The organism is Variovorax flavidus (assembly GCF_030317145.1).
Lineage (GTDB): Bacteria > Pseudomonadota > Gammaproteobacteria > Burkholderiales > Burkholderiaceae_C > Variovorax > Variovorax flavidus.
In genome coordinates this window covers 70,985-93,717 of the sequence record NZ_JASZYE010000001.1, presented here as the reverse complement: position 1 = coordinate 93,717, position 22,733 = coordinate 70,985, and the positions used below count along the sequence as shown (strand labels likewise).

The window sequence follows — 22,733 nt, the reverse complement described above, 5'->3', positions numbered from 1 at the left end:
TCGATCGAACCACCATGCCCACTGCACGCGAGGTCCTGACGCCCGATGCGCTGTCGATGCTGCAAACCGTGGCGAGCACCGGAAGCTTCGCCGCTGCGGCCCGGTCGCTGAACGTGGTGCCGAGCGCCCTGAGCTACCGCGTGAGGCTGATCGAGGACGCGCTCGACGTGCTGCTGTTCGACCGAAGCGCCCGGCAGGCACGCGTGACGGAAGCCGGCCTGGAGCTGCTGCGCGAGGCCTCGCGGCTGCTGGGCGAAATCGATGCCGTGGCCAACCGCGTCAAGCGCGTGGCCACGGGTTGGGAGCCGATGCTCACGATCGCGGTCGACAGCGTCATCGCGCGCGACCCGCTGCTGGATCTCGTCAACTCCTTCTACGCGCTCGACCCGCCGACACGGCTCAAGCTGCGCGACGAAACACTGCTGGGCACCATCGAGGCCCTGACCAGCGGCGAAGCCGATCTCGCGGTCGGCGCCGTGCTCGACGCGGCCAGCCTGGCCTTCACCGCGACGGGCATCCGCAGCCGGCCGCTGGGGGAACTGGGCTTCGTCTATGCCGTTGCGCCGCACCATCCGTTGGCACGGATCGAGGAACCGCTGAGCGACGAAGTGCTGCGCCAGCACCGCGCCGTGGCCGCAGCCGATTCGTCGCGGGCGGGCCCGAGCATGACCGTCAACCTGGTCGGCGGGCAGGACGTGCTCACGGTGCCGACCATGCAGGCCAAGCTGGCCGCGCAGCTCCATGGGCTGGGGGGCGGATTCCTGCCGGAGCCGATGGCGCGCCCGTACATCGAGGCCGGTCATCTGGTCGAACGGCGCACCGAACGCGTGCCGCCGGTCGCGACCATGCATTGCGCATGGCGTGTTCGCACGGCAGGCCAGCCGGGACGCGGCATGCAATGGTGGCTCGAACAGTTCGAACACGAAGGTACGCGTCGCGCACTTCTCGAGCGCCACCGCGGCCGATGAGGCCGCCAACCCGGTTAGAGTGCTTCGACTGCCACACCAACATGAGACTGCCATGACCATCCGACCCGCTGCCGACCGCCACCGATCCAGCACATCGCGCCACTACGCCGTCATCGGCGCAGGCATCGCCGGCGTGGCGTGCGCCCGCACGCTGCTACAGGCAGGTCACCGCGTCACCGTGTTCGAGCGCGAAACCGGCGCCGGAGGCCGCATGGCGAGCGAATCGACGCCCTTCGGCCGGTTCGACAGCGGCGCCCAGTACTTCACCGTGCGCGATCCGCGTTTTCAGCGCGCGCTCGAAACCGCGCCCCAGGTCTGCAAGCCCTGGAGCGCCAACCTCGTGCGCGTGCTCGACGCCCACGGCCGCGTCGCCGAAGCCGCCCTGCCCGCCCTCGAGCGGCATTGGGTCGCGCAGCCGGGCATGGACGCGCTGGTCGCGCATTGGGCTGTGCCGCTGGGCGACTCGCTCGTGACGCAAACGCAAGTGACCCACATCGAACGCGACGCGCTCGACGCCCGGCGCTGGCAGTTGCGCACCGCGGGCGTCGATGATTCGACGCACGTCTATTCCGGTTTCGATGCGGTGCTGCTCGCAGTACCGCCATCCCGCACGCGGGCCCTGCTCGACAACGGCAAGCTGTCGCAGGAGATCAGCCAGAAGATCGAAGCGGTCCGCATCGCACCGTGCTGGACCTTGATGATCGCCTTCCCGCAGGCCAACCAGCCGACGATGTCGCACCTGGGCCCGCAATGGAATGCCGCGCGCAGCACGCATCACCGTGTGGCGTGGCTCGCCCGCGAGTCGTCCAAGCCCGGCCGCGACCGCATCGAGCGCTGGACCCTTCAAGCCAGCGCAGCCTGGTCGCAAGAACATCTGCGCGACGATGCGCCGAGAGTCGAGGCCAAGCTGCTGCGCGCCTTCGCCGAGATCACCGGCATCCGCGCCGAACCCTCGCACGCGCAGGCGCGATGCTGGGCGGAGGCCCAGACACAGGTGCCGGTCGGCAAGCCGCATCTGTGGGATGCCAAGGCACGCATCGGCGTCGCGGGCGACTGGTGCACCGGGCACCGCGTCGAGGACGCGTTCCTGTCGGGCCTGACGCTGGCGCTCAAGGTCGCCTGACGCAGCTCTCGCGGTGATGCTTCGGATCGGCCGGTTCGCGCCCTCGCCCACGGGACCACTGCACGCGGGATCGCTGGTGGCGGCGCTCGCCAGCTGGCTGGATGTGCGGGCGAGAGGCCCGCAGGCCCGCTGGCTCGTGCGGATCGAGGATGCAGACACTGAACGCTGCCTGCCTGGCATGGGAGAGGAAATCCTCGAGCAGCTCGCCGCGTGCGGATTGACGCCTGACGACACGCCCGTCTGGCAGACCCGGCGCACTGGGCTGTACGACCGGGCTCTCGACAGGCTCAGGACTGCCCAGTTGGCCTACCCCTGCGGCTGTTCGCGCAAGGACATCGACGAGGCGCTGGCACGCAGCGGCATCGTGCATGCGCGCCACGGCGAACGCGTCTACCCAGGCACCTGTCGCGATGGCCTGCATGGAAAGCCGGCGCGCGCATGGCGCTTCGCCGCCGCCAGGTTCCAAGCCGACCGGGGTCCCGCTGCATTGCACTGGACGGACCGCCGCCTCGGCAGCCAGGCGCAGGACGTCGCCCAAGAAGTCGGAGATTTCGTCCTCAAGCGTGCCGACGGCCCCTGGGCCTACCAGCTCGCGGTGGTGGTCGACGACGCCGATCAAGGCGTGACCGACGTCGTGCGCGGCGAGGACCTGGCGGACAACACGGCGCGCCAGATCCTCCTTCAGCAAGCGCTTGGCGTGCCGACGCCGAGCTACCTGCACACCCCGCTGGTGCGGGGCGCCGATGGCGACAAGCTCTCCAAGCAAAACGGCGCCACGCCCCTGAACACCGCCACGCCATCGGATGCGCTGGCCGCCCTGGACTCGGCCGGGCAGGTGCTGGGATTGACCGCCACGAGCGCATCATCGGCAGCCGAAGCGCTCGCGGCCTGGGTGCCCCAGTGGCGCGAACTCTACAATCCGCGGCCGTGATGACCAGCCCCACTACCGACCTCCCCCGCGATCCGCCGGACGACATTCCGGCCGGCGAAAAACCCACTGGCGAGGCGCATCCGCTGCATCGCCGCCTGAAAAGCTTCGTCAAGCGCGGCGGGCGCACGACCGAAGGCCAGGCCCGGGCCTACGAGCAATTCGGGCCGCAGTTCCTGCTGCCCTACAGTGCCGCCCCGCTCGACTTCGACGCCGCCTTTGGCCGCAAGGCGCCGACCATCCTGGAAATCGGCTTCGGCATGGGCGAGGCCACCGCGCACATCGCCGCACTGATGCCGGAGAAGAACTTCCTCTGCTGCGAAGTGCACGAGCCCGGTGTCGGCGCGCTGCTCAAGCGCATCGGCGAGCAGAACCTGCAGAACATCCGCATCTGCGCGCATGACGCCGTCGACGTGCTGGACCACATGCTGCTGCCGGCGACGCTGGCCGGCGTGCATGTGTTCTTTCCGGACCCATGGCACAAGACGCGGCACAACAAGCGGCGGCTGATCCAGTCACCCTTCGTTCGCAAGCTGGCGGAACACCTGGCGCCGGGCGGCTACCTGCATTGCGCCACCGACTGGCAGCCCTACGCCGAGCAGATGCTCGAAGTGCTCTCGCAGGAGCCGCTGCTGCGCAACACGGCTGAGGCCTACGCGCCCAAGCCGGTCTATCGCCCGTTGACCAAGTTCGAGAACCGCGGTCTCAAGCTCGGCCACGGCGTCTGGGACGTGGTGTTCGAGCGCGCCTGAGCAGCGTGCTCAGTGCAGCAGGATCGGATTGCGCTTTTCCGCTTCAAGCCGCTGCTGCCCGCGCACGGCCTCGCACTGCACGTGCGGCACGAAGGCAGGCTTCAGGCATTGAGCGGCCATGCATCGCGCTGCCGCGATGAAGTTCAGGCCTGCGCAGGCTGCGCCCGGCTCGACGGGTTCGCGCGGCACGGAGCGGACTGCTGCGACCGGCCTTGCCATCTTCTCCTTGTGCACGAGCGCAGGAGAAGGCGGCGGCAGCGATGAAGCCGACACCGGCTCGGCCTTGTACACCGCGTCCGGCCCTGCGAGCAGCCACCCCGCTGCCGATCCCACGGTCAGTGCGACGACCAGCGCCCCCAAGGTGAACCACACGCCCCTGCTCGGTTCGGCAACCTGAGCCGGGGCCGGCGTTGCCTTCCGTCGCCGGGACGACGCCGGTGGCCCTGACACCTCCGTCCGTGCAGGACCCGACGCTGCGAGCCCCGGCGGCAGCGGGTTCACGCACTCGATGCAGAACTTGGCGATACCGCGGTTCTCGGTGTCGCAAATCGGGCATCTCACCTTCATGTCGGCTGGCGATCAGTGGGTGAGGACGGGAAAGTTCTCGGCTTCGTCGGCCGCAAGGCCTTGCGCCGCCAGCACGTTCTTTTGCGCCGCCATGATGAGCGCTGCACGGTAGGCCGAGCGGCTCGCGATCTTGGTATGCGTGATGAGCGCCTGCCACTCGCGTTCGAGATCCTGCCGCGACCGATCGGCCGGCTTGCCCATCAGCGCCTGGCTGACATCCACCAGCGCGGCCGCGGAGCTCAGGCAGATGTTGATGGCGGACTGCGCGGCACTGGTCCGGAAGCGCTGTTCCTCGTTCAGCGGATCGCCACCCAGGGCTTCGAGGGGGACGTTGGCGGTGGGCCCGTGATAGGGGATGCCTTGGAGTTCGCTGTCGGCGTGGGCGAGCACCTTCTCGATGGTGGCCAGCGCGTTCTCCAGCAGTGCGATATCGATTGACTTTGGCTTCATTTCATCCAGCCGGATGGATTCCGGTCCGGCAGGAATGGTGACAGCGGATGGCACTTTCGCACTGTGCAAAAAGCCACACTGAACATACAAAAGTTTACAACTTCTGTCTCATCGACGTCCCGCCGAGGCATGTCCTGGCCGTCAAGAGGCGCGTTGCCGTGACTTTCTGCCTTCTGCTGCGGCACTGAAGTTGCTACATTTTTTTGTCAATTACAACGAAAGGTATCCGATGAACCTGTCACGCAGGACCTGGCTCGGCAAGGCAGGCGCCGCACTGTTGCTCGGCGGCGGGCTGCATGCGGGCCGGACGAGCCATGCCCAGACCACGGCGCGCGCCACGGCCTCGGCAGCGCGCACCGTGGTCCTGGGGCAATCGGTCCCGTTGACCGGCGCGGCCAGCGAGATTGGCCTGGCATTCGCCGCGGGTTGCCGGCTCTATGCGAACGAATTCAACGAAAGCAACGCCAGCAGCGGCGTCCAGCTCAAGCTGGTGCAGCTCGACGACGGCTACGACGCAGGGCGCGCCGCGGCGAACGCCCGCACCCTCCTCACTGCCGACAAGGCGGACATGCTCTTCGGATTCGTCGGGACCGCCAGCAGCGAAGCCGGCGCGGCCGTTGCGGCGCAGCAGGGCTCGATGCTGTTCGCGCCCTTCGCGGCGGGGGACAACCTGCGGGCGACGAGTCATCCCAATGTGTTCCACGTCCGGCCCAGCATGGCCGACGAAGCCTTCAAGATCGTGCGCCAATGCGCGACCGTCGGGCAAACGCGCATCGCGTTGATCGGTGACGACGACGCGATGGGCCGCGCCGGCCTCGCAGCGGTACAGCAGGCGGTGGCCGATCTCAAGCTCGCGCCGCTGGTTGCGACCGCACTGGTGCCCACAACGGGCGACAAGGCGGATGCTGCGCTCGCGGAAGTGCAGAAGCAGGCGCCCCAGGCCATCGTCCTGGTGTCGCTCTCGGGCACCACGGCCAACGTGATCCGCAAGCTTCGCAAGAGCGGCTACGCAGGAGCCTTCATGGCGTTCTCGATCGTGGGCATCGATCCGCTCTACACGGCGCTCGGCAAGGACATCGGCGGCATCGTGATTTCGCAGGTGGTGCCGTCGCCGCGCCCCTCGGCGATCCCGATCGTCAAGGAATACCTCGCCGCCGTCGACAACTCCGACCAGACGCCGTCGTATGAAGGCCTCGAAGGCTTCATCGCCACCAAGGCCGCGGGCGAAGCCATCAAGCGGGCCGGACGCGGCTTCACGTCGGCAACGCTTCAGCGCGTCATGACCGGCATGACGGACTACGACGTGGGCGGCTTCCGCATCAACCTGCGGCCGGGCCTGCGCGATCCGGGGCGCACCATCGACCTCATCAGCATCACCAAGGACGGGCGCGTGCTTCGCTGAGGCGAAGACCTACCCGGCGCTGCCCAGCCGTTGCAGCGCATCGAGGGAGAGCAGCTCGATCCGCCCGTAGCCGAGCGTGATCACGCCTTCGTGCGCCAGCGCGTTGAGTTCCTTCGACAAGGTCTGCCGCGTCACGCCGAGCATCATCGCCAGCGCCTCCTGGGGCAGCACCACGCTGCGGCGCGGATCGGTCGATTGCGTCGCGTCGCCCCGCGCGAGCGCCAGCAGCCGACGCGCCACGCGGGCGCGCAATCCGCGCAGCGTGGCGTCCTCCATCAACCCGTAGAGGCCGCGCACGCGCGCTGCCAGCAATGCGGCGATCGCACGCGCAAAGGCCGCGCCCTGCATTTGCTGCGCGAAGGCCTCGAAGGGAACGGCCAGCAGGTCCAGCGCGGACAGCGCCGTCGCATCGTGCGTGCGCGGGGAGCCGTCGATCAGGCTGATCTCGCCGAACCAGTTGCCGGGCTCGAGCACCGCGAGGATGGCTTCGCGGCCGTCCTGCCGCAGCGTCGAGATCTTGATCGTCCCTGCGGCCAGTCCGAAAAAGGCCGCGCCCGCCACGTGCACCGGATCGCCCTGCCTGAACACCATCGCACCGCGCCGCAGGTGGATCAGTTCGGCCGCCCCGAGAAGTGTTTCCCGCTGGGCGCGCGGCATGGAGGCGAACCACGGATTGGCTTCCACCGCCGCGCGATGCGCAGCGGACAGGCGTAGTCTGGGCAATGAAGGCATTTCCGGGGGTTAACGAGGGCGCTGCATTGTCAAATTCTTGACAGTTGAGCGTCAAGCGCAGGTCTACAGTGGCCGCACACAAAGGAGACACCACGATGAACGCAAGAGCGAAATTCGTCCGCATGCAGGACAGCACCCGCGAAGACTGGCAATTGATCGGCGGCGAATTCATGCAGTTCGCAACCGGCCTGCCCGAGCGCGTGATCAAGCACCTGCAAATCCTCGAAGGCGACTACGGCGGCTTTCCCATCGACCGCTACACCCACTCGCTGCAGACCGCCACGCGCGCGCTGCGCGATGGCCGCGACGAGGAGTACGTGGTCTGCGCGCTGCTGCACGACATCGGCGACACGCTCGGCACCTTCAACCATCCCGACATCGCCGCCGCGATCCTCAAGCCCTTCGTCAGCGAGGAAAACCACTGGATGGTGCAGCACCACGGCATATTCCAGGGCCACTACTTCTTCCATCACATCGGCCTCGACCGCGACCTGCGCGAGAACTTCCGCAGCCACCCGAACTTCGAGCGGACCGCCGAGTTCTGCGAGCTCTACGACAACCCGGCCTTCGATGCAAAGGCCGAGACCTTGCCGATCAGCGAATTCGAGCCGATGCTGCGGCGTGTGATGGCGCAGCCCCGCCAGAGCATCTACAAGTCCGCGCTGAAATCCGAAACGGCCGCGGCCTGATTCCACTCATCCCACCCAGGAGACCTCGATGAACGCCACCTCCCAAAGCGAAATCCAGAAACTCGTCAGCGCCGAAGAATGGCAGTTGCGCGTGGACCTCGCGGCCTGCTACCGGCTGGTCGCGCTGTACGGCTGGAGCGATCTCGTCTTCACGCACATCAGCGCGCGCGTGCCGGGACCGGAGCATCACTTCCTGATCAATCCCTACGGCCTGATGTTCGATGAGATCACCGCGTCGAGCCTGATCAAGGTCGACAAGGACTGCAACAAGGTGATCGACTCGCCCTACCCGGTCAATCCGGCGGGCTTCGTGATCCACAGCGCCGTCCACGCGGTGCGCGAAGACGCGCAGTGCGTGCTGCACACCCACACGCGCGCCGGCATTGCGGTGAGCGCGCAGAAGAACGGCGTGCTGCCGATCAGCCAGCAATCGACTTTCGTGCTGGCGTCGCTGGCCTATCACGACTATGAAGGCGTGGCTTTCCGCGACGACGAGAAGCCGCGGCTGCAGGCCGACATGGGCAACGCCAACTTCCTCATGCTGCGCAACCATGGCCTGCTCACCGTCGGCAAGACCATCGCAGATGCCTTCCTGAGCATGTACACCTTCGAGAACACCTGCCAGATCCAGATCGCCGCGCAAGCCGGCGGCGGCGAGTTGACGCAGGTCGATCCGCGCATCGTCGAAGGCGTGGGCCATGCGATGAAGGTGCAGACCGGCGGAATGGGCGGTGCCTTCGTCTGGCCTTCGCTGATCCGCAAGCTCGACCGGGTCGACCCCAACTATAAGAACTAGCCCCCAGGCTTGCTCACTTCGTGTAGCCGCCTACCCCCTGCCGGGGGCGCCGGCTGTGCGGCCCGGCGGAGCCGGTTCCGCGCCGGCTCACGAGGGGCCGCTCAGGACAGGCGGGTGCTCGTCAAATGTCGAGGCCGGCGGCGTCGGGAGAGTCGTCGTCCCGGGCCTCTTCAGCGGCCCTGCAGTACTCGCGCAGCTTGAGCAGCGCGTGGTACATCGCATCCCTCTCGTCGGGGGTCAGCACCCGGATCGCGGCGGCCTGGCGTCGGCGCGCGATCGGGATGGCCTCGGCATGCAGCGCCTTGCCGGCGGGCGTCACGATGCAGTAGATCTTCTTGCGCGGCGTGTTGCCTTCGGCCTGCAACTCGACCAGGCCGCGCCCTTCCAGCAACTTCAGCGTGCGGCTGACCAGCGCCTTGTCGGAGGTCGACTGGCGCACCAGGTCGCTGAATGCCACGCGCTCCGCGTGCGCCACCAGAGACAGCACGCGCCACTCCGATACCGACAGGCCGAACTGCTCCGCATACGGCAGCGTGATGGTGCGCCGTAGCGCGTTGCCCACCTGACTCATCATCGTTGTGATGAAGGCATCGACCGTCAGGGTCGTGCCTGCCTCGTCCAGCGCCGTCCAGGGCGAGGCGGACTGCCGGGCGTCCGGCGGAGATGAGGGAATGCTTTTGTCTGTCATGGGGATCGCATTGTTCCATGCTGGTGCATGGGCCCCAATTCAACATAAAAGACAAATAATTCAAATACTGTCAATAGGTGTTTGCGGCAAGTTGATGCATCAATAATAGCTTCACAATGAGCGTTCGCTAGTGAATCAATGTTTCACTAATGAATCGCCCAAGTCATTTCCCGTTGCCAGCCACCATGCGTCGCTTTGCGACTCGCATGGTCCCTTCCAGGAGCCAGTGATGTTTTCGACCCGTCGCCAAGTCCTTCTCGCGGTCACGATGGCGGCATGCGCCATGACCGCCGGACATGCCATCGCCCAGCCGGACTACCCGTCCAAGACCGTCAGCGTGATCGTTTCGTATCCGCCGGGCGGCGACACGGACGCCATTGCGCGCCTTTTCGCCGACAAGCTCTCGCAGCGGCTGAAGCAGACGGTGATCGTCGACAACAGGCCCGGCGCTGGTGGCGCGCTCGGCAACAACTTCGTGAGCCGCGCGCCTGCGGACGGCTACACGCTCCTGTTCACCCCCAACCCGTTCACAACCGCGCCGCTGGTGATGAAGCTGTCGCCCAGCGCGAGCTACGACGTGCTGCACGGCTTCGAGCCGATCGTCAACACGGCCACCCAGCCGCTGGTGCTGGTTGCCAATCCGGGTCTCGGCGTCAAGACGCTGCCGGAACTGATCGCGGCGGCCAAGTCGGGCAAGCCGGTGACCTACGCCAGCCCTGGCGCCGGCTCGCCGATGCACATCGTCGGCGAATGGCTCAACCGCGCGGCCGGCGTGAAGATCACGCATGTGCCCTATCGCGGCGTAGGCCCGTCGGTGACTGACGTGGTCGCCGGGCACGTCGACACGGCCTGGGTCACCTTCGGCGCGGTCCGCCAGTACCTGCAGAACGGCCGCCTCATCCCGCTGGCGATCGGCGACGCACAGCGCTCCAAGCTGGCGCCGAACGTCCCGACCCTGGTCGAGCTGGGCTACAAGGACGTGGTCGTGGGGTCCTGGAACGGCTTCTTCGCGCCCAAGGGAACGCCGGCACCCATCGTCAAGCTCCTGAACGAGAACCTCAACGAGATCCTGAAGTCGCCCGAAGTGGCCGAGAAGCTGGCCGTGTTCGGCGCCCTGCCGGCCGGCGGCGCGCCGGATGTGCTCGGGAAGATCAATTCCAGCGACTACACCGTCATGGGCAAGGTCATCAAGGACCTGGGCATCAGCGCTGAATAAGGCTCGCCCCCAGGCTGCGGCGCACTTCGTGTCGCTTCGCCTACCCCCTACCGGGGGCAACACCGGCGGACCGGCCGAGCCGGATCCGCGGTGTTTCACCAACGGGCCTCGCTGCGCTTGCCCTGGTGCGGACAGGAGGCCAATTTCTTGGCATTGACTATGAGTCATTCTTCGAATACCCAGACTTCCGGCGCATCGACGCTGGGGACTGATATTCCCCAGGTCACGGCGCGGGCCAAGGTGCTGGGGCGTGCGATGTATGCGGGCGACATCAAGGTCGCGGGCATGTTGCACGGCAAGGTGCTGCGGAGTCCCTATCCGCATGCGCGCATCGTGTCGATCGACACCTCCGAAGCGCTGGCGCTGCCGGGGGTGAAGGCGGTGCTGACCGGTGCCGAGGCGCCGCGCACGATGTGGGGGGTGCATCACAAGGAGCGGCGCATTCTGGCCGAGGGCGTGGTGCGCTTTGCTGGCGAGGAAGTGGCGGCGGTCGCGGCCACGACCGAAGAGATTGCGCGGGACGCACTGGACCTGATCCGCGTCGAGTACGAGGAACTGCCGGCGATCCTCACGCCCGAGGAGGCGATGGACGAGGAGGCGCCGGGCGTGCATCCGGAGCGCAACAACGTCGCGCACGAAATCCGCTTCGAGCGCGGCGATGTCGACAGCGGCTTCGCCTCGGCCCACGTGGTGCACGAGGCCACCTACTACGCACACGCGCAGTACCCGGGCTATCTGGAGCCGATGGGCACGGTGGCGAGCATCGATCCGGATGGGCGCCTCGTGGTCTGGACCTCGACCCAGTCCGTCACGCAGGCGCGGCTGCGACTGGCGGCGGCGCTGGAGCGTCCGATCTCCAGCATTCGCGTCATCCAGGCGACGACCGGCGGTGGCTTCGGCGGGAAGATGGTGGAAGACGCCAACAACCTCATCGCCGGCCTGCTGGCGGTGAAGACCGGCAAGCCGGTGCGGCTGGTCAACAACCGGCTCGAAGACTTTCTGGCGGCCTGCTCCAGCGTGCCCGAGCGCATCACGCTCAGGCTGGGCATGGACCGCGACGGATTGATCGTGGCCAAGGACGTTCGCATCGTCGCCGAATGCGGCGCCTACAGCGGGCTCTCGGGCGAAGTGATGCACGTCACCGCCATGCGCAGCGACAACATGCACCGCAACCCCAACGTGCGCTCGCACGCCACGCTGGTCTACACCAACAATCCGCCGCACGGCGCCTTCCGCGGCTTCGGCGGCACGCAGATGCAGTTCGCGCTCAACAGCCACATCCACACGATGGGCGAGATGCTCGAGCTGGACCCGGCGCTCATCCACAAGCGCAATGCGATCCGCGTCGGGGAAGTCTCCATCCACGGATGGAAGATCGGCAGCACAGGCCTCGTGGAGTGCATCGACCAGGCCATCGACGCCATCGGCTGGGAGAGCAAGCGCGCATCGCCGAAGACGCATGGCGTGAAGCGGCGCGGCGTCGGCATGGCAGCCGCCATGCACGTCAGCGGCAACCGCACCATCGGCAACTGGGACGGCTCCACGGTGATCGTGAAGATCAACGAGGACGGCCGCGTGTTCATCATGAGTGGCGAATGCGACATGGGCCAGGGCGCGATGACCATGCTCAGCCAAGTGGTGGCGCACGAGCTGGATCTGCCGCTGGCCCACATGCACGTCGTGCCGCCCGACACCGACACCTCGCCCATCGCCATCGGCTCGCTCGCATCGCGCGTGACGATTGCCGCGGGCAATGCGGCCATCGTCGCGGCACGCATGGCGCGCGACAAGCTCTTCGCGCTCGCATCGAAGCAATGGAGCGTGCCGGCCGAGCAACTGAAGATCGGCGGCGGTGCCGTGTTCGTGGGCGACGCGCCCGAGCGCCGCGCCACCATCGCCGAACTCGCCAGGCTGCACATCTGGACGCATGGCGGCGAAGGCATCCAGGTCACCGGCACCTGGGACGCCCAGACCGTCATGCATGACGACAAGGTGTACGGCAACATCGCGCCGGCCTATTCCTTCGCTGCCCAGGCGGTCGAAGTCGAGGTCGACACGGAGACCGGCCAGGTCACCGTGCTCGACAGCTACGTGGCCGACGACTGCGGCAAGGCGCTGAACCCGATCGCGATCCACGGCCAGACCAATGGCGCCACGGTGCAGGCCTTTGGCTGGACGCTGTACGAGCAGATGCAGGTCGAGGGTGGCCGGCTGATGAACGGCAACTTCGCCGACTACACGATGGCGACCGCCGACGCCGTGCCGCTGCTGCGCGGTGGCTTCGTCGAATCGAACGACCCCAACGGCCCCTATGGCGCCAAGGGCGCGAGCGAGACGGCCATCCTCCCCGGCGCGCCGGCCATCGCCAACGCGGTGTATGACGCCATCGGCGTGCGCATCACGGAGTTGCCGATCACGCCCGAAAAGATCCTCGCCGCACTGCGCGAGCGCAAGGAAGAGGAGACACGCCATGCGTGATTTCGACTATCTCGAACCGACCACCGTCGACGAGGCCAGCCGCATGCTGGCCGACCTGGGCGATGAATGCCGCGCCATTGCCGGAGGAACCGCGCTGATGCTCGGCATGCGCCAGCGCATGCTGACGCCGACGCACCTCGTCTCCCTCGCGCGGCTGTCGCCGCTGCGCGGCATCGACTTCGACGAGCGCCGCGGGCTGCGCATCGGCGCGCTCTCGCGTCATGCCGACGTGGCGAACTCGCCCGTCGTGCGCGCGCACTACCCCGTGCTCGCCAGCATGGCCTCCCGGGTGGCGAACCCGCAGGTGCGCAACCAGGGCACCATCGGCGGCAACCTCTGCTATGCCGACCCGTCCACCGACCCGCCGGGCTGCCTCATGGCGCTCGATGCCCAGGTCGTGCTGGGCAGCAGCCGCGGCGAGCGCGTGCTGAGCATCGAGGAGTTCCTCGTCGACTACTACGTCACGGCACTGGAGCCGGATGAGATGGTGGTCGAGATCCGTGTGCCACCGCCTGTGGCCGGCACTTCCGGCGTGTACACGCGCTTCCTGCGCACCGCCGCCGAGCACCGGCCGCTGGCCAGCGTGGCGTTGATCGCACGGCGCGACGGCGCACTGTGCCGCGAGGCCCGGATCGCCGTCGGTGCATCGACACCGATCCCCACCCGGCTGCGGCGCGCGGAGGCTTTCCTTGAAGGCCGCACCGTCACGGCAGGCATCGCGGCTGAAGTGGCCGACATCGTCGCCGCCGACATCGAACCGGTGTCAGACACGCGCGGCTCGGCGGATTTCCGCCGCGACATGGTGCGCATCGTTGCGCGCCGCACCGTGGCCGAACTCTTCGGCCTCGAATTGAATGAAGGGGCAACGCAATGACCCAGCACCGTATCGAATGTTCAGTCAATGGCGAGGCGCAAAGCGTGGACGTGCCGGCGCGCCGGCTGCTCTCGGATTTCCTGCGTGACGACCTGCACCTCACGGGCACCAAGCGCGGCTGCGAAACCGGCATCTGCGGCGCCTGCTCGGTGCTGGTCGATGGCGAGGTCGTCAAATCCTGCCTGATGCTCGCCGTCCAGGTGCAAGGCCGCGAGATCACCACCGTGGAAGGCCTCGGCCAAGGCGACGAACTGCACCCGCTCCAGGAGAGCTTCATGCAGTGCGGCGGCCTCCAGTGCGGCTACTGCACGCCGGGCTTTCTCATGACTTCTTGCGCCATGCTCAAGAACAACCCCGACCCGACGGTCGATGAAGTGCGCCACGGTCTCAACGGCAATCTCTGCCGCTGCACCGGCTACACCCAGATCGTCGAATCCATCCTGACCGCCGCGGAGAAGATGCGTGGAAATTGAAAAGACATTGACAGTCGCGGCCCCGCCGCAGCGCGTGTGGGCCATGCTGCTCGACCCGCAAGTGATGGGCGGCTGCGTGCCCGGCATGCAGTCCATCGAGGTCGTGAGCGACGTCGAGTACGTGGCGCTGATGCACGTCAAGATCGCCTTCGTGAGCGCCAAGTTCAAGCTGCGCACCACGATCGTGGAGCAGCGCGAACCGAGCTATCTGCGCGCCGAAGGCACGGGCGAGGACGCCTCCGTGGCGAGCTCGCTGAAGCAGCAGAGCGAGATTTTCCTGACGCCCACCTCCGAAGGCGGCACGGAGTTGCGCATCAAGGTCAAGGTCGACGTGCTCGGTCGCCTGGGCACCTTCGGCCTGAGCGTCATGAAGACCAAGGCCGATCGGATGTGGGAGGAGTTCGGCACCAACCTCGCCGGGCGCATCGATGGCGGGGCGGAGCCCAAGCCTGTCAAGGCACCGGCCGCTGCGCCGGCTCCCACGGCAGCCAAGCCGGCGGCTGCGTCCGGCAAGGCCGTCGCCCAGGCTGCTCCTGCAAGGCCGGTGGAGGCTGCGACCGCCTACGCACCGGTTTTGTCGGACAGTGGAAAGCGCATGCCCGAGGCAAGCACATCCGGCGCGCCTGCACCATCGGTTCAGGTCAGCGAACCGGCAACCGAACCGGGGTGGTGGTCACGCCTGCTGGGCGCCAGGCCCGCCCGTTCCGCGAATGTGTTGGCCTCGGGGCAATTCATCCGCATCGAAGTGCGCCAGCTCGACAAGACCGTCAGCATCGACTGGCCCCTCGAAGGCGCCGATCAATGCAAGGACTGGCTGCGGGATCTGATGAAGTAGCAGCAGCGCGCGGGGTGTCAGGCCGGCGTCGCGCTGATGCCTGTCACCTGCAGCTTGCGTTCGCGCAGCCACAGCAGGAAGCCGCAGGCAAACACGATCAGCTGGGTGCCGATGAGCAGTGCGAATCCGGCGAAGAAGCCTGACGCGGCACCACCGGACGCGCCTTGGCCGCCCGACATCAGGGTGATCACGGCGCCCATCAAGGCCGGCATGAAGCCGGCAACCAGGCTGCCGGTGCCGTTGACGACACCGAAAGCGCTGGCGACATGTTCCGGACGCGAGCAGTACTGCACCGTGCTCGGAATCGCGGGGCTCTGCAGGCCCCAGCAGAAGTTCGCTGCGATCAGCGCGTAGGCCGCCAGATAGCGGTCCTCCGTGCAGATCGCGAGCAGCACCGACAGCGCGACGCCGGCGCTCGCCACCATGAAGATGAAGGGCACGCGCTGGCGCTCGATCTTGTCGATGATCACGCCGCCCACCAGCACGGCCACGACGGTCGCGTACTGCGGCAAGGATGCCAGCCAGCCCATTTCCTTGAGCGAAAAGCCGCGCGCCTCCTTCAGGTAGGTCGGCAGCCAGTTGCTGCTACCCCAGAGGTAGGCCAGCGTCGCAGAGGTCAGCACCGTGATCAGCACCAGGTAGCGCGTTTGCAGCGCCCCCTTCACGATGTCGCCCACGTGCGCCATCGCTTCGCCGACGGACTTCGGCTTCTTCATGCTGGAGTAGACGGCCGGCATCCGCACGAAGGCCAGCACCAGCGGAATGCCGAGGGCGATGTTGATCAGCCCCAGCACGTAGAACGAGATCTCCCAATGGAAGCTGGCGAGCATGAAGCCGATCAGCGGATAGCCCAGCGCCAGGCCCAGGCCCGTCCCCATGTTGACGAAGGAGTTGGGCTTGCCGTTCTCGTGGCTCTCGAAATGCGCCTTGATGTACGACGAGGCCAGCGAGAACAGGGGGCCCTCGGAAATGCCGAGCAGCACGCGCGAGGCGAGCAGCATTCCGTAGCCGTCGAACCACGGCGTGATGAAGGTGACGACGCCCCACAGGCTCAGGCCGGCGATCAGGCTGCGCCGCACGCCGAACAGCGCGGCGCAGAACGGCGTCAGCACGAAAGCCGACACCCCGTAACCGACCATGAATGCCGTCGCCAGCAGTCCCTGACTCACGCGGTCGTCCCTGCTGATCCCGATGTGGTGGAGGAACGCCGGGTCGGTGATCAGCACCGCGATGTTGATCCGGTCGACATAGGAGATGGCAACGATCACGAACAACGTGATGACGCCATACCAACGAAATGCTCTGGCTTGCATTGCTTCTCTCCTTCGATGGAGGCTCTGACGCTTCAGAAGGCGTGGCGGAAGCCGAACTCGGTCCCCGTCGACGCGCTGTTGGGTGAAGTGAGGACGCCGCCGAGCGAAGCCGACGCGCCATCGCTGTTCGAGATGCGCGCGACGGTCAGGTATGCCGCGCTGCGCTTCGACAGGTTGTGGACGTAGCCCAGCGCGACCTTCGATGACGTCGGCTTCGGCAGGTTGCTGGCGAGTTCGCGCTCATAGCGCGCATACGAGAACTTGATCTCGCCCGGACCGATCGGGAGGCTGAAGCCCACCAGCGCACCCTTGCCATCGACCGTGCCCTGCGACTCGTCGTAGTACTCGGCCATGAGCTTCAGGCTCATCAGCGCTTCGAAGGTGTAGTAGGCGCCCAGGTTCGTGACACGCAGGTCGCCCGTCGCGTACTGGGTCTTGCCCGTGGCGATCGCCACGTTGAAGGGACCGTTGAGATAGCCGACGCGAACACCCGCGTAGTTGCCATCGTCCTGGATGGAAACGGGAACGGGGCCCGGCAGCACGGCCATCGAATCGTTCTCACCGGTCGCCACCATCACCTGGCCATAGAAGCCGCCCAGATTGGGAGGCAGGAAGTAGCCGACGCTGTTCGACGCGCGCGTGCCCGTCGGTGAACTCAGGCCGCCCAGGCCGGAGAAGTAGATCTGGTTGGAGCCGATACCCCCGCCGGTGCCGAAGGGATCGAACAGCGCAGTGTTCCAGAACGTCGGCGTGTAGTCGCGGCCCAGGCGCACTTCGCCGAAGGGGCCCGAGAGGCTGACGGTCGAACGGCGCGACCAGGTCAGGCCGCCGGAACCGGTGGAGCCGCTTGCCTGGTTGTTGGTGTTCGTGAGGTAGCCGATGCCGGAGTCGTTCTGCAGGCCGGCTTCGAGCCAGAAGCTCGCGGCAAAGCCGCCGCCGAGGTCTTCCGTGCCCCGGAAGCCGAGGCGGCTGAAGGTGTTGGAGCTGTTGGTCATCTGCCATTTGCTCGACGAGATCGGGCCTGATCCCGTGGTGTAGGCGATGCCGGCGTCCAGCACGCCGAACAAGGTCACGCTCGACTGGGCGCAGGCCATCGACGCGGCCGCGCATGCGGCCGCGGCCACAAGAGTCTTCTTCATTGATTTTTTCTTTCGGGGGAGATCTAAATGTCGAGCACGAGCGGGCCGCGTTTGCACCCCGATACGCAAATCATCATGGTCTTGTTCGACGCACGTTCCAGCTTGGTCAGGATGCCGTCGTGGTGGTCGATCTCGCCGTCGAGCACCTTGGTTTCGCAGGCGCCGCAGACGCCTTCCTTGCAACTGTGGTCAGGGTTGAGGCCGGCGTCGATCAGGCTGTCGAGGATCGACTTGCCCGGCGGTACTTCGACGGTCTTGCCGCTCTTCGCGCACTCGACCATGTAGCTCTGCGTGGCGCTCGGCGTCTCGACGTGGACGGCTGCGAAACGCTCGATGTGGGCGTGCGGGTAGGCGAGTTGTTCGCAGGTCTTCTCGAAGCCGTCGAGCATCGGCGTGGGACCGCAGCAGTAGTAGTGGCTGTCGGCGCCCTTGCCGGCCAGCAGTTCCGCCAGATTGGGTGGTCCGCCCTTCTCTTCGTCGAAGTGCCAGGTGAGCTGCACCGACCTCTCGGCTGCCAGCGCGGTGATGGCTTCGACGAAGGCGGCCTCCTTGCGGGCACGTGCGCAATAGAGCAGCTCGACCGGCTTGCCGATCGCCACCAGGCGCTGCAGCATGCACCAGATGGGCGTCACGCCAATGCCGCCGGCCACCAGCACCGAGCGCTCGGCGCCCTCTTCGAGCTTGAAGTTGTTGCGCGGCACCGAGATCGGCAGCGTCATGCCAACGCGCAATTGCTGGTGCACATAGCGCGATCCGCCGCGGCTCTTGCGGTCGTTCAGCACGCCGACCACGTAGCGCTGGCGATCGGTCGACGGATTGCACAGCGAGTAGCTGCGCACCAGTCCGTTGGGCAGGTGCAGGTCGATGTGGGAGCCGGCTTCGAAGGCGGGGAAATCCACATCCGGCGTGGCCGGGCGGAACTCGACGCTGACGATGCCGTCGGCCTCGTAGCGCATCGTGTGCACCAGGGCGTTCAGCGTGGGGGAAGACATGGCGGGAACCTCGAGGAATTCAGTTCAGTGGGCCGTGCGCAGGTCGACATCGAGCCGCGCGAAAGCGTCGATCTCGACGCGCAATTCAGGAAACACGAGCGCGCTGACCGCGACCAGCGTCGATGCCGGATACGGTGCCTGCGCAAAGAAGTCGCGCCGCGCGCGACCGACTTCATCCTTGTCCGCGATGTCGGTCACGTACACCACGAGCTTGACGATGTTGTGCACGCCGCCGCCGGCAGCTTCCAGCAGTGCCCGGACCTTGCGCAACACCACCAGCGTCTGCTCGTAGGCGCCCAGCGGGGCACCGGACTGCGCCGCGTCGCGGGAGGCCGGATGGGCTGTCTGGCCCGACAGCACCACCTCCTGCCCCACGACCAACGCGTTGGACCAGGTGGCGTGCGCCAGATCAGGCACCGCCTCGCAGGCGACACGACGCACGGTGCAGGTCATGACGCGTTCGCGCCTTCCAGTTGCTGCTGCGCCAGGCCGCGCAGGTGGCGACGCAGACGCACGATGCCGAGGTCGTGCTGGTAGAGCTGCTCGTGCTTGTTGGCATCGGGCTCCATGTTCTCGATCAGCACGCGATCCTGTTCGAGCACATGCCAGTGGCGCGCTTCGAGGCGGTTCTTGTAGAGGAAACGCCAGGTGTCGCGCTCCCAGCCGACCGGCAGCTTGCGCACGCGCCAGTGGAAGGCACACGACAGCGTCGGCGAGATCGGCGTGTAGCTGCCGACGATGATGAAGTTGCCGCCGGGGCCGCCGGTCTTCGGATAAGGGATCTCCAGGCGCATCCAGTGCAGCCCCGTGTCGGACCATTCGGTCCAGTCGAAGTTGACGTTGCGCTGGCCTTCCTTCTCGAACACGAAGCCGGTGTCCGTCGCACGAATGCCGAACTTGGCCGTGGAGTCGCCTTCCGCCATTGAGTGCGATTGCTTGTGCAGGAAAGTGCCGTGCATGGGGTCCATCACGTTGTCCAGCACGTAGCGGTAGTCGCCCTTCCACTCCGCATAGCAGAGGAAGCTGGAGTACTCCGCGTCGTCGGTCAGTTGCTCGGGCAGCACCAGCGGCGGCGGCGTCTCGACCGACTCCTTGGAGTTGTAGAGCCACACGGCGCCGGCGCGCTCCTCGACGTGATAGAAGCGCGTGGCCTGCGAGCCTTCGAGCTTGCAACCGGGACTGCCCGGCACGCGGGTGACGACGCCGTCACAGCGGACTTCGACGCCGTGGTACGGGCAGGACAGGCGATCGCCGAGGATCACGCCCTGCGACAACGGCGCGCCACGGTGCGGGCAACGGTCTTCGAGCGCATGCAGCTTGCCGGTATGGTCCCGCCAGAAGGCGAACTTGCGGCCGAGGCGGCGGAGCGAGACGGGCGATTCCTTGATGAAGCTCGTCGGGCAGATCGGGTACCAGAGATCCTTCAGGCCGATTTCGAGCAATTGGTCGACCGGGTCATCGTGGGGAGTGGTCATGATGGTTCCTCTTGGAATGGGGGACTGGGGGCGTCGCGACGGCTCAAGCGCCGAGGGTGGCCATTTCTTCGCGGTAGATGGCCTCGGTCCAGAGCTTTCCGCTCGGGCTGGCGAGGCCGCTCTGGTTGAGTTGCTCGACCAGGCCCGCGAGATCGTGGATGCCGGCTGCAAAGGCGCGCTCGATCGCGTCGCCGAGCAGGTCCTCGTAGGTGGTGGGGGTGCGCTGGCGCGCCTGGTGGGGATCGAGATAACGGTCGGTCATGGTTCGCTCCATCGAAAAAAAGTAGGTCTTGCGGAATTGCAGTTGTCGCTCTGGCCAGGCCGGTCTCACTGGCCGCCGTTGCGAACGCGCTCGCGGATACGCTCGCGCACCGGAATGAAGTCGTAGGTGGGGTAGCACTCGGTGCTGAACACGCCCCATGCGCGGCGCTCGAGTTCGAGATTCACGAGCGGCAGCTTCTCGGGCGGCAACTCCAACGTGAGGATCTGCCCGAGCCCCATGGCCACGGTCCACGAGACGACACGCGTGCCCTCCGGAGGGAAGGACTCCCACCAGTCGCTCGCTTTCATGCGCGACTGCACGTCGTCCAGCGTCAGGCCGGGGTGGTGCTTCATCACGATGGTGAGCAGCATCGTCTGGGAGGCGGCGGGCGACGTGGTCATCTGGCTCTCGCTTACGCCGCTTCGGCAGCGACAGGCACGGCCCACGCGTCGTAGCCGTAGACCCAGTCGGCGTTGCCGCCTTCGCGCAGCCAGTTGTTGCCGCGTGAACCGAGTTGCACCTGGCTTGCGCGTTCGATGCGAGCCTGCTCGTAGCGCTGCAGGGCCGCGGCAGCATCGACCATCGCGACGCCTTCGAGGTGACGGGCCAGCACGACGGCGTCTTCGATCGCCATGCCGGCGCCCTGCGCCATGAAAGGCAGCATCGGATGTGCCGCATCGCCCAGCAATGCCATGCGACCCTTCGCCCAGGCCGGCATCGGGTCGCGCTCGTACAGCGCGGTCTTGAGCACGGTGTCGCAGGCATCGAGCAAGGCACGTGCCTCGGGGTGGTAGGCCACGTACTGCTCGCGCAGTTCGTCGACGCTGCCGGGGGCGGTCCACGATTCGAGATGCCAGGTGTCTTGCGGCGTGGTCGCGAAGATGAAGATGTCCTTGCCGCGGTTCAGCGGGAAGGTCACGATCTGGCTTTGCGGATTGGGGCCCCACCACTTGGTGAAGGCGCCGAGATTGGGCACACTGGCCACGCGCTCGGCCGGCACCACGGCGCGGTACGCGACGATGCCGGTGAAGCGCGGGCTCTCGGCACCGAACATGGCGGTGCGCACGGCCGAGTGGATGCCGTCCGCGCCCAGCAGCATGCCGACGCGGGCGCTGCTGCCGTCTTCGAAGTCCACGCTCACGCCATCCTTGTCCGCCGCGATGGACTTGGCCCGCTTGCCCAGCGCAACGCGCTCGGCGGGGAACATGTCCGCCAGTGCGGCCAGCAGGTCGGCACGGTGGATGGTGAGCTGGGGCGCGCCGTAGCGCTCCTCGGCCGAGTCGGCCATTTCGAGCCGCGACGTTTCCTCGCCGGTGTCGTAGGTCCGGCTGATGCGGTGCGTGGGGCGCGCGGCCGTCACGCGGGCAGCTTCGCCCACACCCAGGCCGTCGAGCGCACGCACGGCATTGGGCGTCAGGTTGATGTCGGCGCCGACGCGCGCGAACTGTTTCGCCTGCTCGAACACGACCACGTCGTGCCCCGCGCGCTGCAGTGCGATGCCGGCGACCAGGCCGCCGATGCCGGCACCGACGATGCCGATGGTGGATTCGTTTGTCTTCAAGTCTGTCTCCTTCACGTCTTGCTTATTCGGCGACGATGTTGCGGGCCTTGATGATCTTGGCCCACACTGCCGTTTCGTCCCGCATCGCGGCGGCGAATTCGGCCGGCTTCATGGCGGCGCTGGTCATGCCTTGCGCCTGCAGGCGCTCGCTCACATCGGGCTGGGCCAGGATCTCTGCGGCATCCTTCGCAAGCTGCTGTGCGATGGCCGGCGGCGTGCCGGCGGGCGCGAGCAGGCCGTACCACGACGTGACGTTCACGCCCTGGATGCCCTGCTCCGACAGCGTCGGGATCTCCGGCGCAACCGGGCTGCGCTTGGCTTCGGTCACGCCGAGCGCGACCAGCTTGCCGCTCTTGATGAAAGGCAACGTCGCAGGCAGGTTGCTGAACATCAGCGGCACCACGCCACCGAGCACGTCGTTGAGCGCGGGGCCAGTGCCCTTGTACGGCACGTGCAGAAGGTCCACGCCGGCCTGTTGCTTGAACAGTTCGCCCGCGAGATGCAAGCCGCTGCCGACGCCGGGCGATGCGTAGGACAAGGTGTTGGGCTTGGCCTTGGCCTGCGCCACCAGATCCTTGGCGGTCTTGATGCCGGCGCCGGGCGACGCGACCAGCACGTTGGGCGCCTTCGCCAGCATGGTGACCGGCACGAAGTCCTTCTCGACGTTGAACGGGAAGTTCGGCATCAGGGTCGGGTTGATCGTCAGGTTGCCCGCGGGAACCACCAGCAGCGTGTGCCCGTCGCCCTTGGCACGCTTGACCTTGTCCATGCCGATGTTGCCGGCGGCGCCCGCCATGTTCTCCACCACGGCCGCCTGGCCGTAGCGCTTGGCCAGGCCGTCCGACAGGACGCGCGCCAGCGTATCGACCGGCCCGCCGGGCGGGAACGGCGAAATGATGGTGAAGCGATCGCTCGACAGTTGCTTGTGCACGTCGGTCTGGGCCTGCGCCGAAGTGACGGCCGCGAAGGCCATCAGCGCAGTGCCGAGGATGCGAAACAGGGAGGTGCGTCGTTGCATGG

The 22,733-nt window shown here is 66.9% G+C and carries 25 protein-coding genes; 12 read left to right on the top strand and 13 right to left on the bottom strand.

Features of this window, described 5'->3' with window-relative positions; genetic code table 11:
• Window positions 1-14: 14 nt before the first annotated feature.
• The 4 genes from QTH90_RS00460 to trmB are packed head-to-tail and all read left to right on the top strand — an operon-like array spanning window position 15 to window position 3,771.
• Entirely contained in the window at window positions 15-968 is a 954-nt protein-coding gene (locus QTH90_RS00460) for a LysR family transcriptional regulator (protein ID WP_286662586.1), read from the top strand.
• Between the two features lie 52 nt (window positions 969-1,020).
• Complete coding sequence (locus tag QTH90_RS00455) at window positions 1,021-2,091, top strand: NAD(P)/FAD-dependent oxidoreductase (RefSeq protein WP_286662585.1); 1,071 nt, start codon at window positions 1,021-1,023, stop codon at window positions 2,089-2,091.
• A 16-nt stretch (window positions 2,092-2,107) separates the two neighbouring features.
• Entirely contained in the window at window positions 2,108-3,022 is a 915-nt protein-coding gene (gene gluQRS / locus QTH90_RS00450; protein WP_286664429.1) for a tRNA glutamyl-Q(34) synthetase GluQRS, read from the top strand.
• Window positions 3,022-3,771: a tRNA (guanosine(46)-N7)-methyltransferase TrmB gene (trmB, locus tag QTH90_RS00445; RefSeq protein ID WP_286662584.1), complete on the top strand. Its 750-nt coding sequence runs from the start codon at window positions 3,022-3,024 to the stop codon at window positions 3,769-3,771. The genes gluQRS and trmB overlap by 1 nt, the downstream gene beginning before the upstream one ends.
• 9 nt (window positions 3,772-3,780) lie before the next feature.
• Here trmB and QTH90_RS00440 read toward each other — a convergent pair whose 3' ends face one another.
• Complete coding sequence (locus QTH90_RS00440; RefSeq protein WP_286662583.1) at window positions 3,781-4,143, bottom strand: hypothetical protein; 363 nt, start codon at window positions 4,141-4,143, stop codon at window positions 3,781-3,783.
• Window positions 4,144-4,350: 207 nt separating this feature from the next.
• The gene (locus tag QTH90_RS00435; protein WP_286662582.1) at window positions 4,351-4,788 is read right to left on the bottom strand and encodes a hypothetical protein; all 438 of its coding nucleotides are present in this window, start codon (window positions 4,786-4,788) and stop codon (window positions 4,351-4,353) included.
• A 229-nt stretch (window positions 4,789-5,017) separates the two neighbouring features.
• Here QTH90_RS00435 and QTH90_RS00430 point away from each other — a divergent pair, with 229 nt between their 5' ends.
• Window positions 5,018-6,190: an ABC transporter substrate-binding protein gene (locus QTH90_RS00430; RefSeq protein ID WP_286662581.1), complete on the top strand. Its 1,173-nt coding sequence runs from the start codon at window positions 5,018-5,020 to the stop codon at window positions 6,188-6,190.
• Window positions 6,191-6,199: 9 nt separating this feature from the next.
• Here the strand turns inward: QTH90_RS00430 and QTH90_RS00425 are convergent, their stop codons facing one another.
• Window positions 6,200-6,847: a Crp/Fnr family transcriptional regulator gene (locus tag QTH90_RS00425; protein ID WP_286664428.1), complete on the bottom strand. Its 648-nt coding sequence runs from the start codon at window positions 6,845-6,847 to the stop codon at window positions 6,200-6,202.
• A 170-nt stretch (window positions 6,848-7,017) separates the two neighbouring features.
• On the opposite strand from QTH90_RS00425, the gene QTH90_RS00420 reads away from it, so the two are divergent.
• Window positions 7,018-7,611: an HD domain-containing protein gene (locus QTH90_RS00420; protein WP_286662580.1), complete on the top strand. Its 594-nt coding sequence runs from the start codon at window positions 7,018-7,020 to the stop codon at window positions 7,609-7,611.
• 28 nt (window positions 7,612-7,639) lie between these two features.
• The gene (locus QTH90_RS00415) at window positions 7,640-8,407 is read left to right on the top strand and encodes a class II aldolase/adducin family protein (protein ID WP_286662579.1); all 768 of its coding nucleotides are present in this window, start codon (window positions 7,640-7,642) and stop codon (window positions 8,405-8,407) included.
• 121 nt (window positions 8,408-8,528) lie between these two features.
• Here QTH90_RS00415 and QTH90_RS00410 read toward each other — a convergent pair whose 3' ends face one another.
• Window positions 8,529-9,095, bottom strand: a complete 567-nt coding sequence (locus tag QTH90_RS00410) for a MarR family winged helix-turn-helix transcriptional regulator (protein ID WP_286662578.1) — start codon at window positions 9,093-9,095, stop codon at window positions 8,529-8,531.
• A 268-nt stretch (window positions 9,096-9,363) separates the two neighbouring features.
• Here QTH90_RS00410 and QTH90_RS00405 point away from each other — a divergent pair, with 268 nt between their 5' ends.
• From QTH90_RS00405 to QTH90_RS00385, 5 genes are all read left to right on the top strand, one after another.
• On the top strand, window positions 9,364-10,311 hold the full coding sequence (locus QTH90_RS00405; RefSeq protein ID WP_286664427.1) for a Bug family tripartite tricarboxylate transporter substrate binding protein: 948 nt from the start codon (window positions 9,364-9,366) through the stop codon (window positions 10,309-10,311).
• Window positions 10,312-10,470: 159 nt separating this feature from the next.
• Window positions 10,471-12,789, top strand: coding sequence for a xanthine dehydrogenase family protein molybdopterin-binding subunit (locus QTH90_RS00400; protein WP_286662577.1), 2,319 nt, complete (start codon window positions 10,471-10,473; stop codon window positions 12,787-12,789).
• Window positions 12,782-13,663 (top strand): FAD binding domain-containing protein, encoded by an 882-nt coding sequence (locus QTH90_RS00395; protein WP_286662576.1) that lies wholly within the window; start codon window positions 12,782-12,784, stop codon window positions 13,661-13,663. The genes QTH90_RS00400 and QTH90_RS00395 overlap by 8 nt, the downstream gene beginning before the upstream one ends.
• Window positions 13,660-14,136: a (2Fe-2S)-binding protein gene (locus QTH90_RS00390; protein ID WP_286566640.1), complete on the top strand. Its 477-nt coding sequence runs from the start codon at window positions 13,660-13,662 to the stop codon at window positions 14,134-14,136. The genes QTH90_RS00395 and QTH90_RS00390 overlap by 4 nt, the downstream gene beginning before the upstream one ends.
• Complete coding sequence (locus QTH90_RS00385) at window positions 14,126-14,971, top strand: SRPBCC family protein (protein ID WP_286662575.1); 846 nt, start codon at window positions 14,126-14,128, stop codon at window positions 14,969-14,971. The genes QTH90_RS00390 and QTH90_RS00385 overlap by 11 nt, the downstream gene beginning before the upstream one ends.
• Before the next feature lie 17 nt (window positions 14,972-14,988).
• Here QTH90_RS00385 and QTH90_RS00380 read toward each other — a convergent pair whose 3' ends face one another.
• From QTH90_RS00380 to QTH90_RS00340, 9 genes are all read right to left on the bottom strand, one after another.
• Complete coding sequence (locus QTH90_RS00380) at window positions 14,989-16,284, bottom strand: MFS transporter (RefSeq protein WP_286662574.1); 1,296 nt, start codon at window positions 16,282-16,284, stop codon at window positions 14,989-14,991.
• A 32-nt stretch (window positions 16,285-16,316) separates the two neighbouring features.
• Window positions 16,317-17,423: a porin gene (locus QTH90_RS00375; RefSeq protein WP_286662573.1), complete on the bottom strand. Its 1,107-nt coding sequence runs from the start codon at window positions 17,421-17,423 to the stop codon at window positions 16,317-16,319.
• A gap of 23 nt (window positions 17,424-17,446) precedes the next feature.
• A complete protein-coding gene (locus QTH90_RS00370; RefSeq protein WP_286662572.1) occupies window positions 17,447-18,415 on the bottom strand; it encodes a PDR/VanB family oxidoreductase in 969 nt (322 codons plus the stop codon).
• A gap of 24 nt (window positions 18,416-18,439) precedes the next feature.
• Window positions 18,440-18,868 carry a RidA family protein gene (locus QTH90_RS00365; protein ID WP_286662571.1) on the bottom strand — a complete coding sequence of 143 codons (429 nt, stop codon included), beginning with the start codon at window positions 18,866-18,868 and terminating at the stop codon, window positions 18,440-18,442.
• A complete protein-coding gene (locus QTH90_RS00360; protein ID WP_286662570.1) occupies window positions 18,865-19,890 on the bottom strand; it encodes a Rieske 2Fe-2S domain-containing protein in 1,026 nt (341 codons plus the stop codon). Before QTH90_RS00360 ends, QTH90_RS00365 begins: the two co-directional genes overlap by 4 nt.
• 43 nt (window positions 19,891-19,933) lie before the next feature.
• Window positions 19,934-20,152 carry a recombinase-like helix-turn-helix domain-containing protein gene (locus QTH90_RS00355; RefSeq protein ID WP_286662569.1) on the bottom strand — a complete coding sequence of 73 codons (219 nt, stop codon included), beginning with the start codon at window positions 20,150-20,152 and terminating at the stop codon, window positions 19,934-19,936.
• A gap of 65 nt (window positions 20,153-20,217) precedes the next feature.
• Window positions 20,218-20,553 (bottom strand): hypothetical protein, encoded by a 336-nt coding sequence (locus QTH90_RS00350; protein WP_286662568.1) that lies wholly within the window; start codon window positions 20,551-20,553, stop codon window positions 20,218-20,220.
• A gap of 11 nt (window positions 20,554-20,564) precedes the next feature.
• On the bottom strand, window positions 20,565-21,713 hold the full coding sequence (locus tag QTH90_RS00345; RefSeq protein WP_286662567.1) for an FAD-dependent monooxygenase: 1,149 nt from the start codon (window positions 21,711-21,713) through the stop codon (window positions 20,565-20,567).
• 22 nt (window positions 21,714-21,735) lie between these two features.
• Entirely contained in the window at window positions 21,736-22,731 is a 996-nt protein-coding gene (locus QTH90_RS00340; RefSeq protein ID WP_286662566.1) for a Bug family tripartite tricarboxylate transporter substrate binding protein, read from the bottom strand.
• Between the last annotated feature and the right edge of the window lie 2 nt (window positions 22,732-22,733).

Bases quoted from the DNA above. Each gene is read 5' to 3' on its own strand.
- gluQRS (WP_286664429.1), top strand. From the start codon at position 2,108: ATGCTTCGGATCGGCCGGTTCGCGCCCTCGCCCACGGGACCACTGCAC.
- QTH90_RS00350 (WP_286662568.1), bottom strand. From the start codon at position 20,553: ATGACCACGTCGCCCGCCGCCTCCCAGACGATGCTGCTCACCATCGTG.
- QTH90_RS00380 (WP_286662574.1), bottom strand. From the start codon at position 16,284: ATGCAAGCCAGAGCATTTCGTTGGTATGGCGTCATCACGTTGTTCGTG.
- QTH90_RS00455 (WP_286662585.1), top strand. From the start codon at position 1,021: ATGACCATCCGACCCGCTGCCGACCGCCACCGATCCAGCACATCGCGC.
- QTH90_RS00375 (WP_286662573.1), bottom strand. From the start codon at position 17,423: ATGAAGAAGACTCTTGTGGCCGCGGCCGCATGCGCGGCCGCGTCGATG.
- QTH90_RS00400 (WP_286662577.1), top strand. From the start codon at position 10,471: ATGAGTCATTCTTCGAATACCCAGACTTCCGGCGCATCGACGCTGGGG.
- QTH90_RS00410 (WP_286662578.1), bottom strand. From the start codon at position 9,095: ATGACAGACAAAAGCATTCCCTCATCTCCGCCGGACGCCCGGCAGTCC.
- QTH90_RS00415 (WP_286662579.1), top strand. From the start codon at position 7,640: ATGAACGCCACCTCCCAAAGCGAAATCCAGAAACTCGTCAGCGCCGAA.
- QTH90_RS00405 (WP_286664427.1), top strand. From the start codon at position 9,364: ATGGCGGCATGCGCCATGACCGCCGGACATGCCATCGCCCAGCCGGAC.
- QTH90_RS00370 (WP_286662572.1), bottom strand. From the start codon at position 18,415: ATGTCTTCCCCCACGCTGAACGCCCTGGTGCACACGATGCGCTACGAG.
- QTH90_RS00390 (WP_286566640.1), top strand. From the start codon at position 13,660: ATGACCCAGCACCGTATCGAATGTTCAGTCAATGGCGAGGCGCAAAGC.
- trmB (WP_286662584.1), top strand. From the start codon at position 3,022: ATGACCAGCCCCACTACCGACCTCCCCCGCGATCCGCCGGACGACATT.
- QTH90_RS00420 (WP_286662580.1), top strand. From the start codon at position 7,018: ATGAACGCAAGAGCGAAATTCGTCCGCATGCAGGACAGCACCCGCGAA.
- QTH90_RS00425 (WP_286664428.1), bottom strand. From the start codon at position 6,847: ATGCCGCGCGCCCAGCGGGAAACACTTCTCGGGGCGGCCGAACTGATC.
- QTH90_RS00340 (WP_286662566.1), bottom strand. From the start codon at position 22,731: ATGCAACGACGCACCTCCCTGTTTCGCATCCTCGGCACTGCGCTGATG.
- QTH90_RS00460 (WP_286662586.1), top strand. From the start codon at position 15: ATGCCCACTGCACGCGAGGTCCTGACGCCCGATGCGCTGTCGATGCTG.
- QTH90_RS00355 (WP_286662569.1), bottom strand. From the start codon at position 20,152: ATGACCGACCGTTATCTCGATCCCCACCAGGCGCGCCAGCGCACCCCC.
- QTH90_RS00395 (WP_286662576.1), top strand. From the start codon at position 12,782: ATGCGTGATTTCGACTATCTCGAACCGACCACCGTCGACGAGGCCAGC.
- QTH90_RS00365 (WP_286662571.1), bottom strand. From the start codon at position 18,868: ATGACCTGCACCGTGCGTCGTGTCGCCTGCGAGGCGGTGCCTGATCTG.
- QTH90_RS00360 (WP_286662570.1), bottom strand. From the start codon at position 19,890: ATGACCACTCCCCACGATGACCCGGTCGACCAATTGCTCGAAATCGGC.
- QTH90_RS00430 (WP_286662581.1), top strand. From the start codon at position 5,018: ATGAACCTGTCACGCAGGACCTGGCTCGGCAAGGCAGGCGCCGCACTG.
- QTH90_RS00435 (WP_286662582.1), bottom strand. From the start codon at position 4,788: ATGAAGCCAAAGTCAATCGATATCGCACTGCTGGAGAACGCGCTGGCC.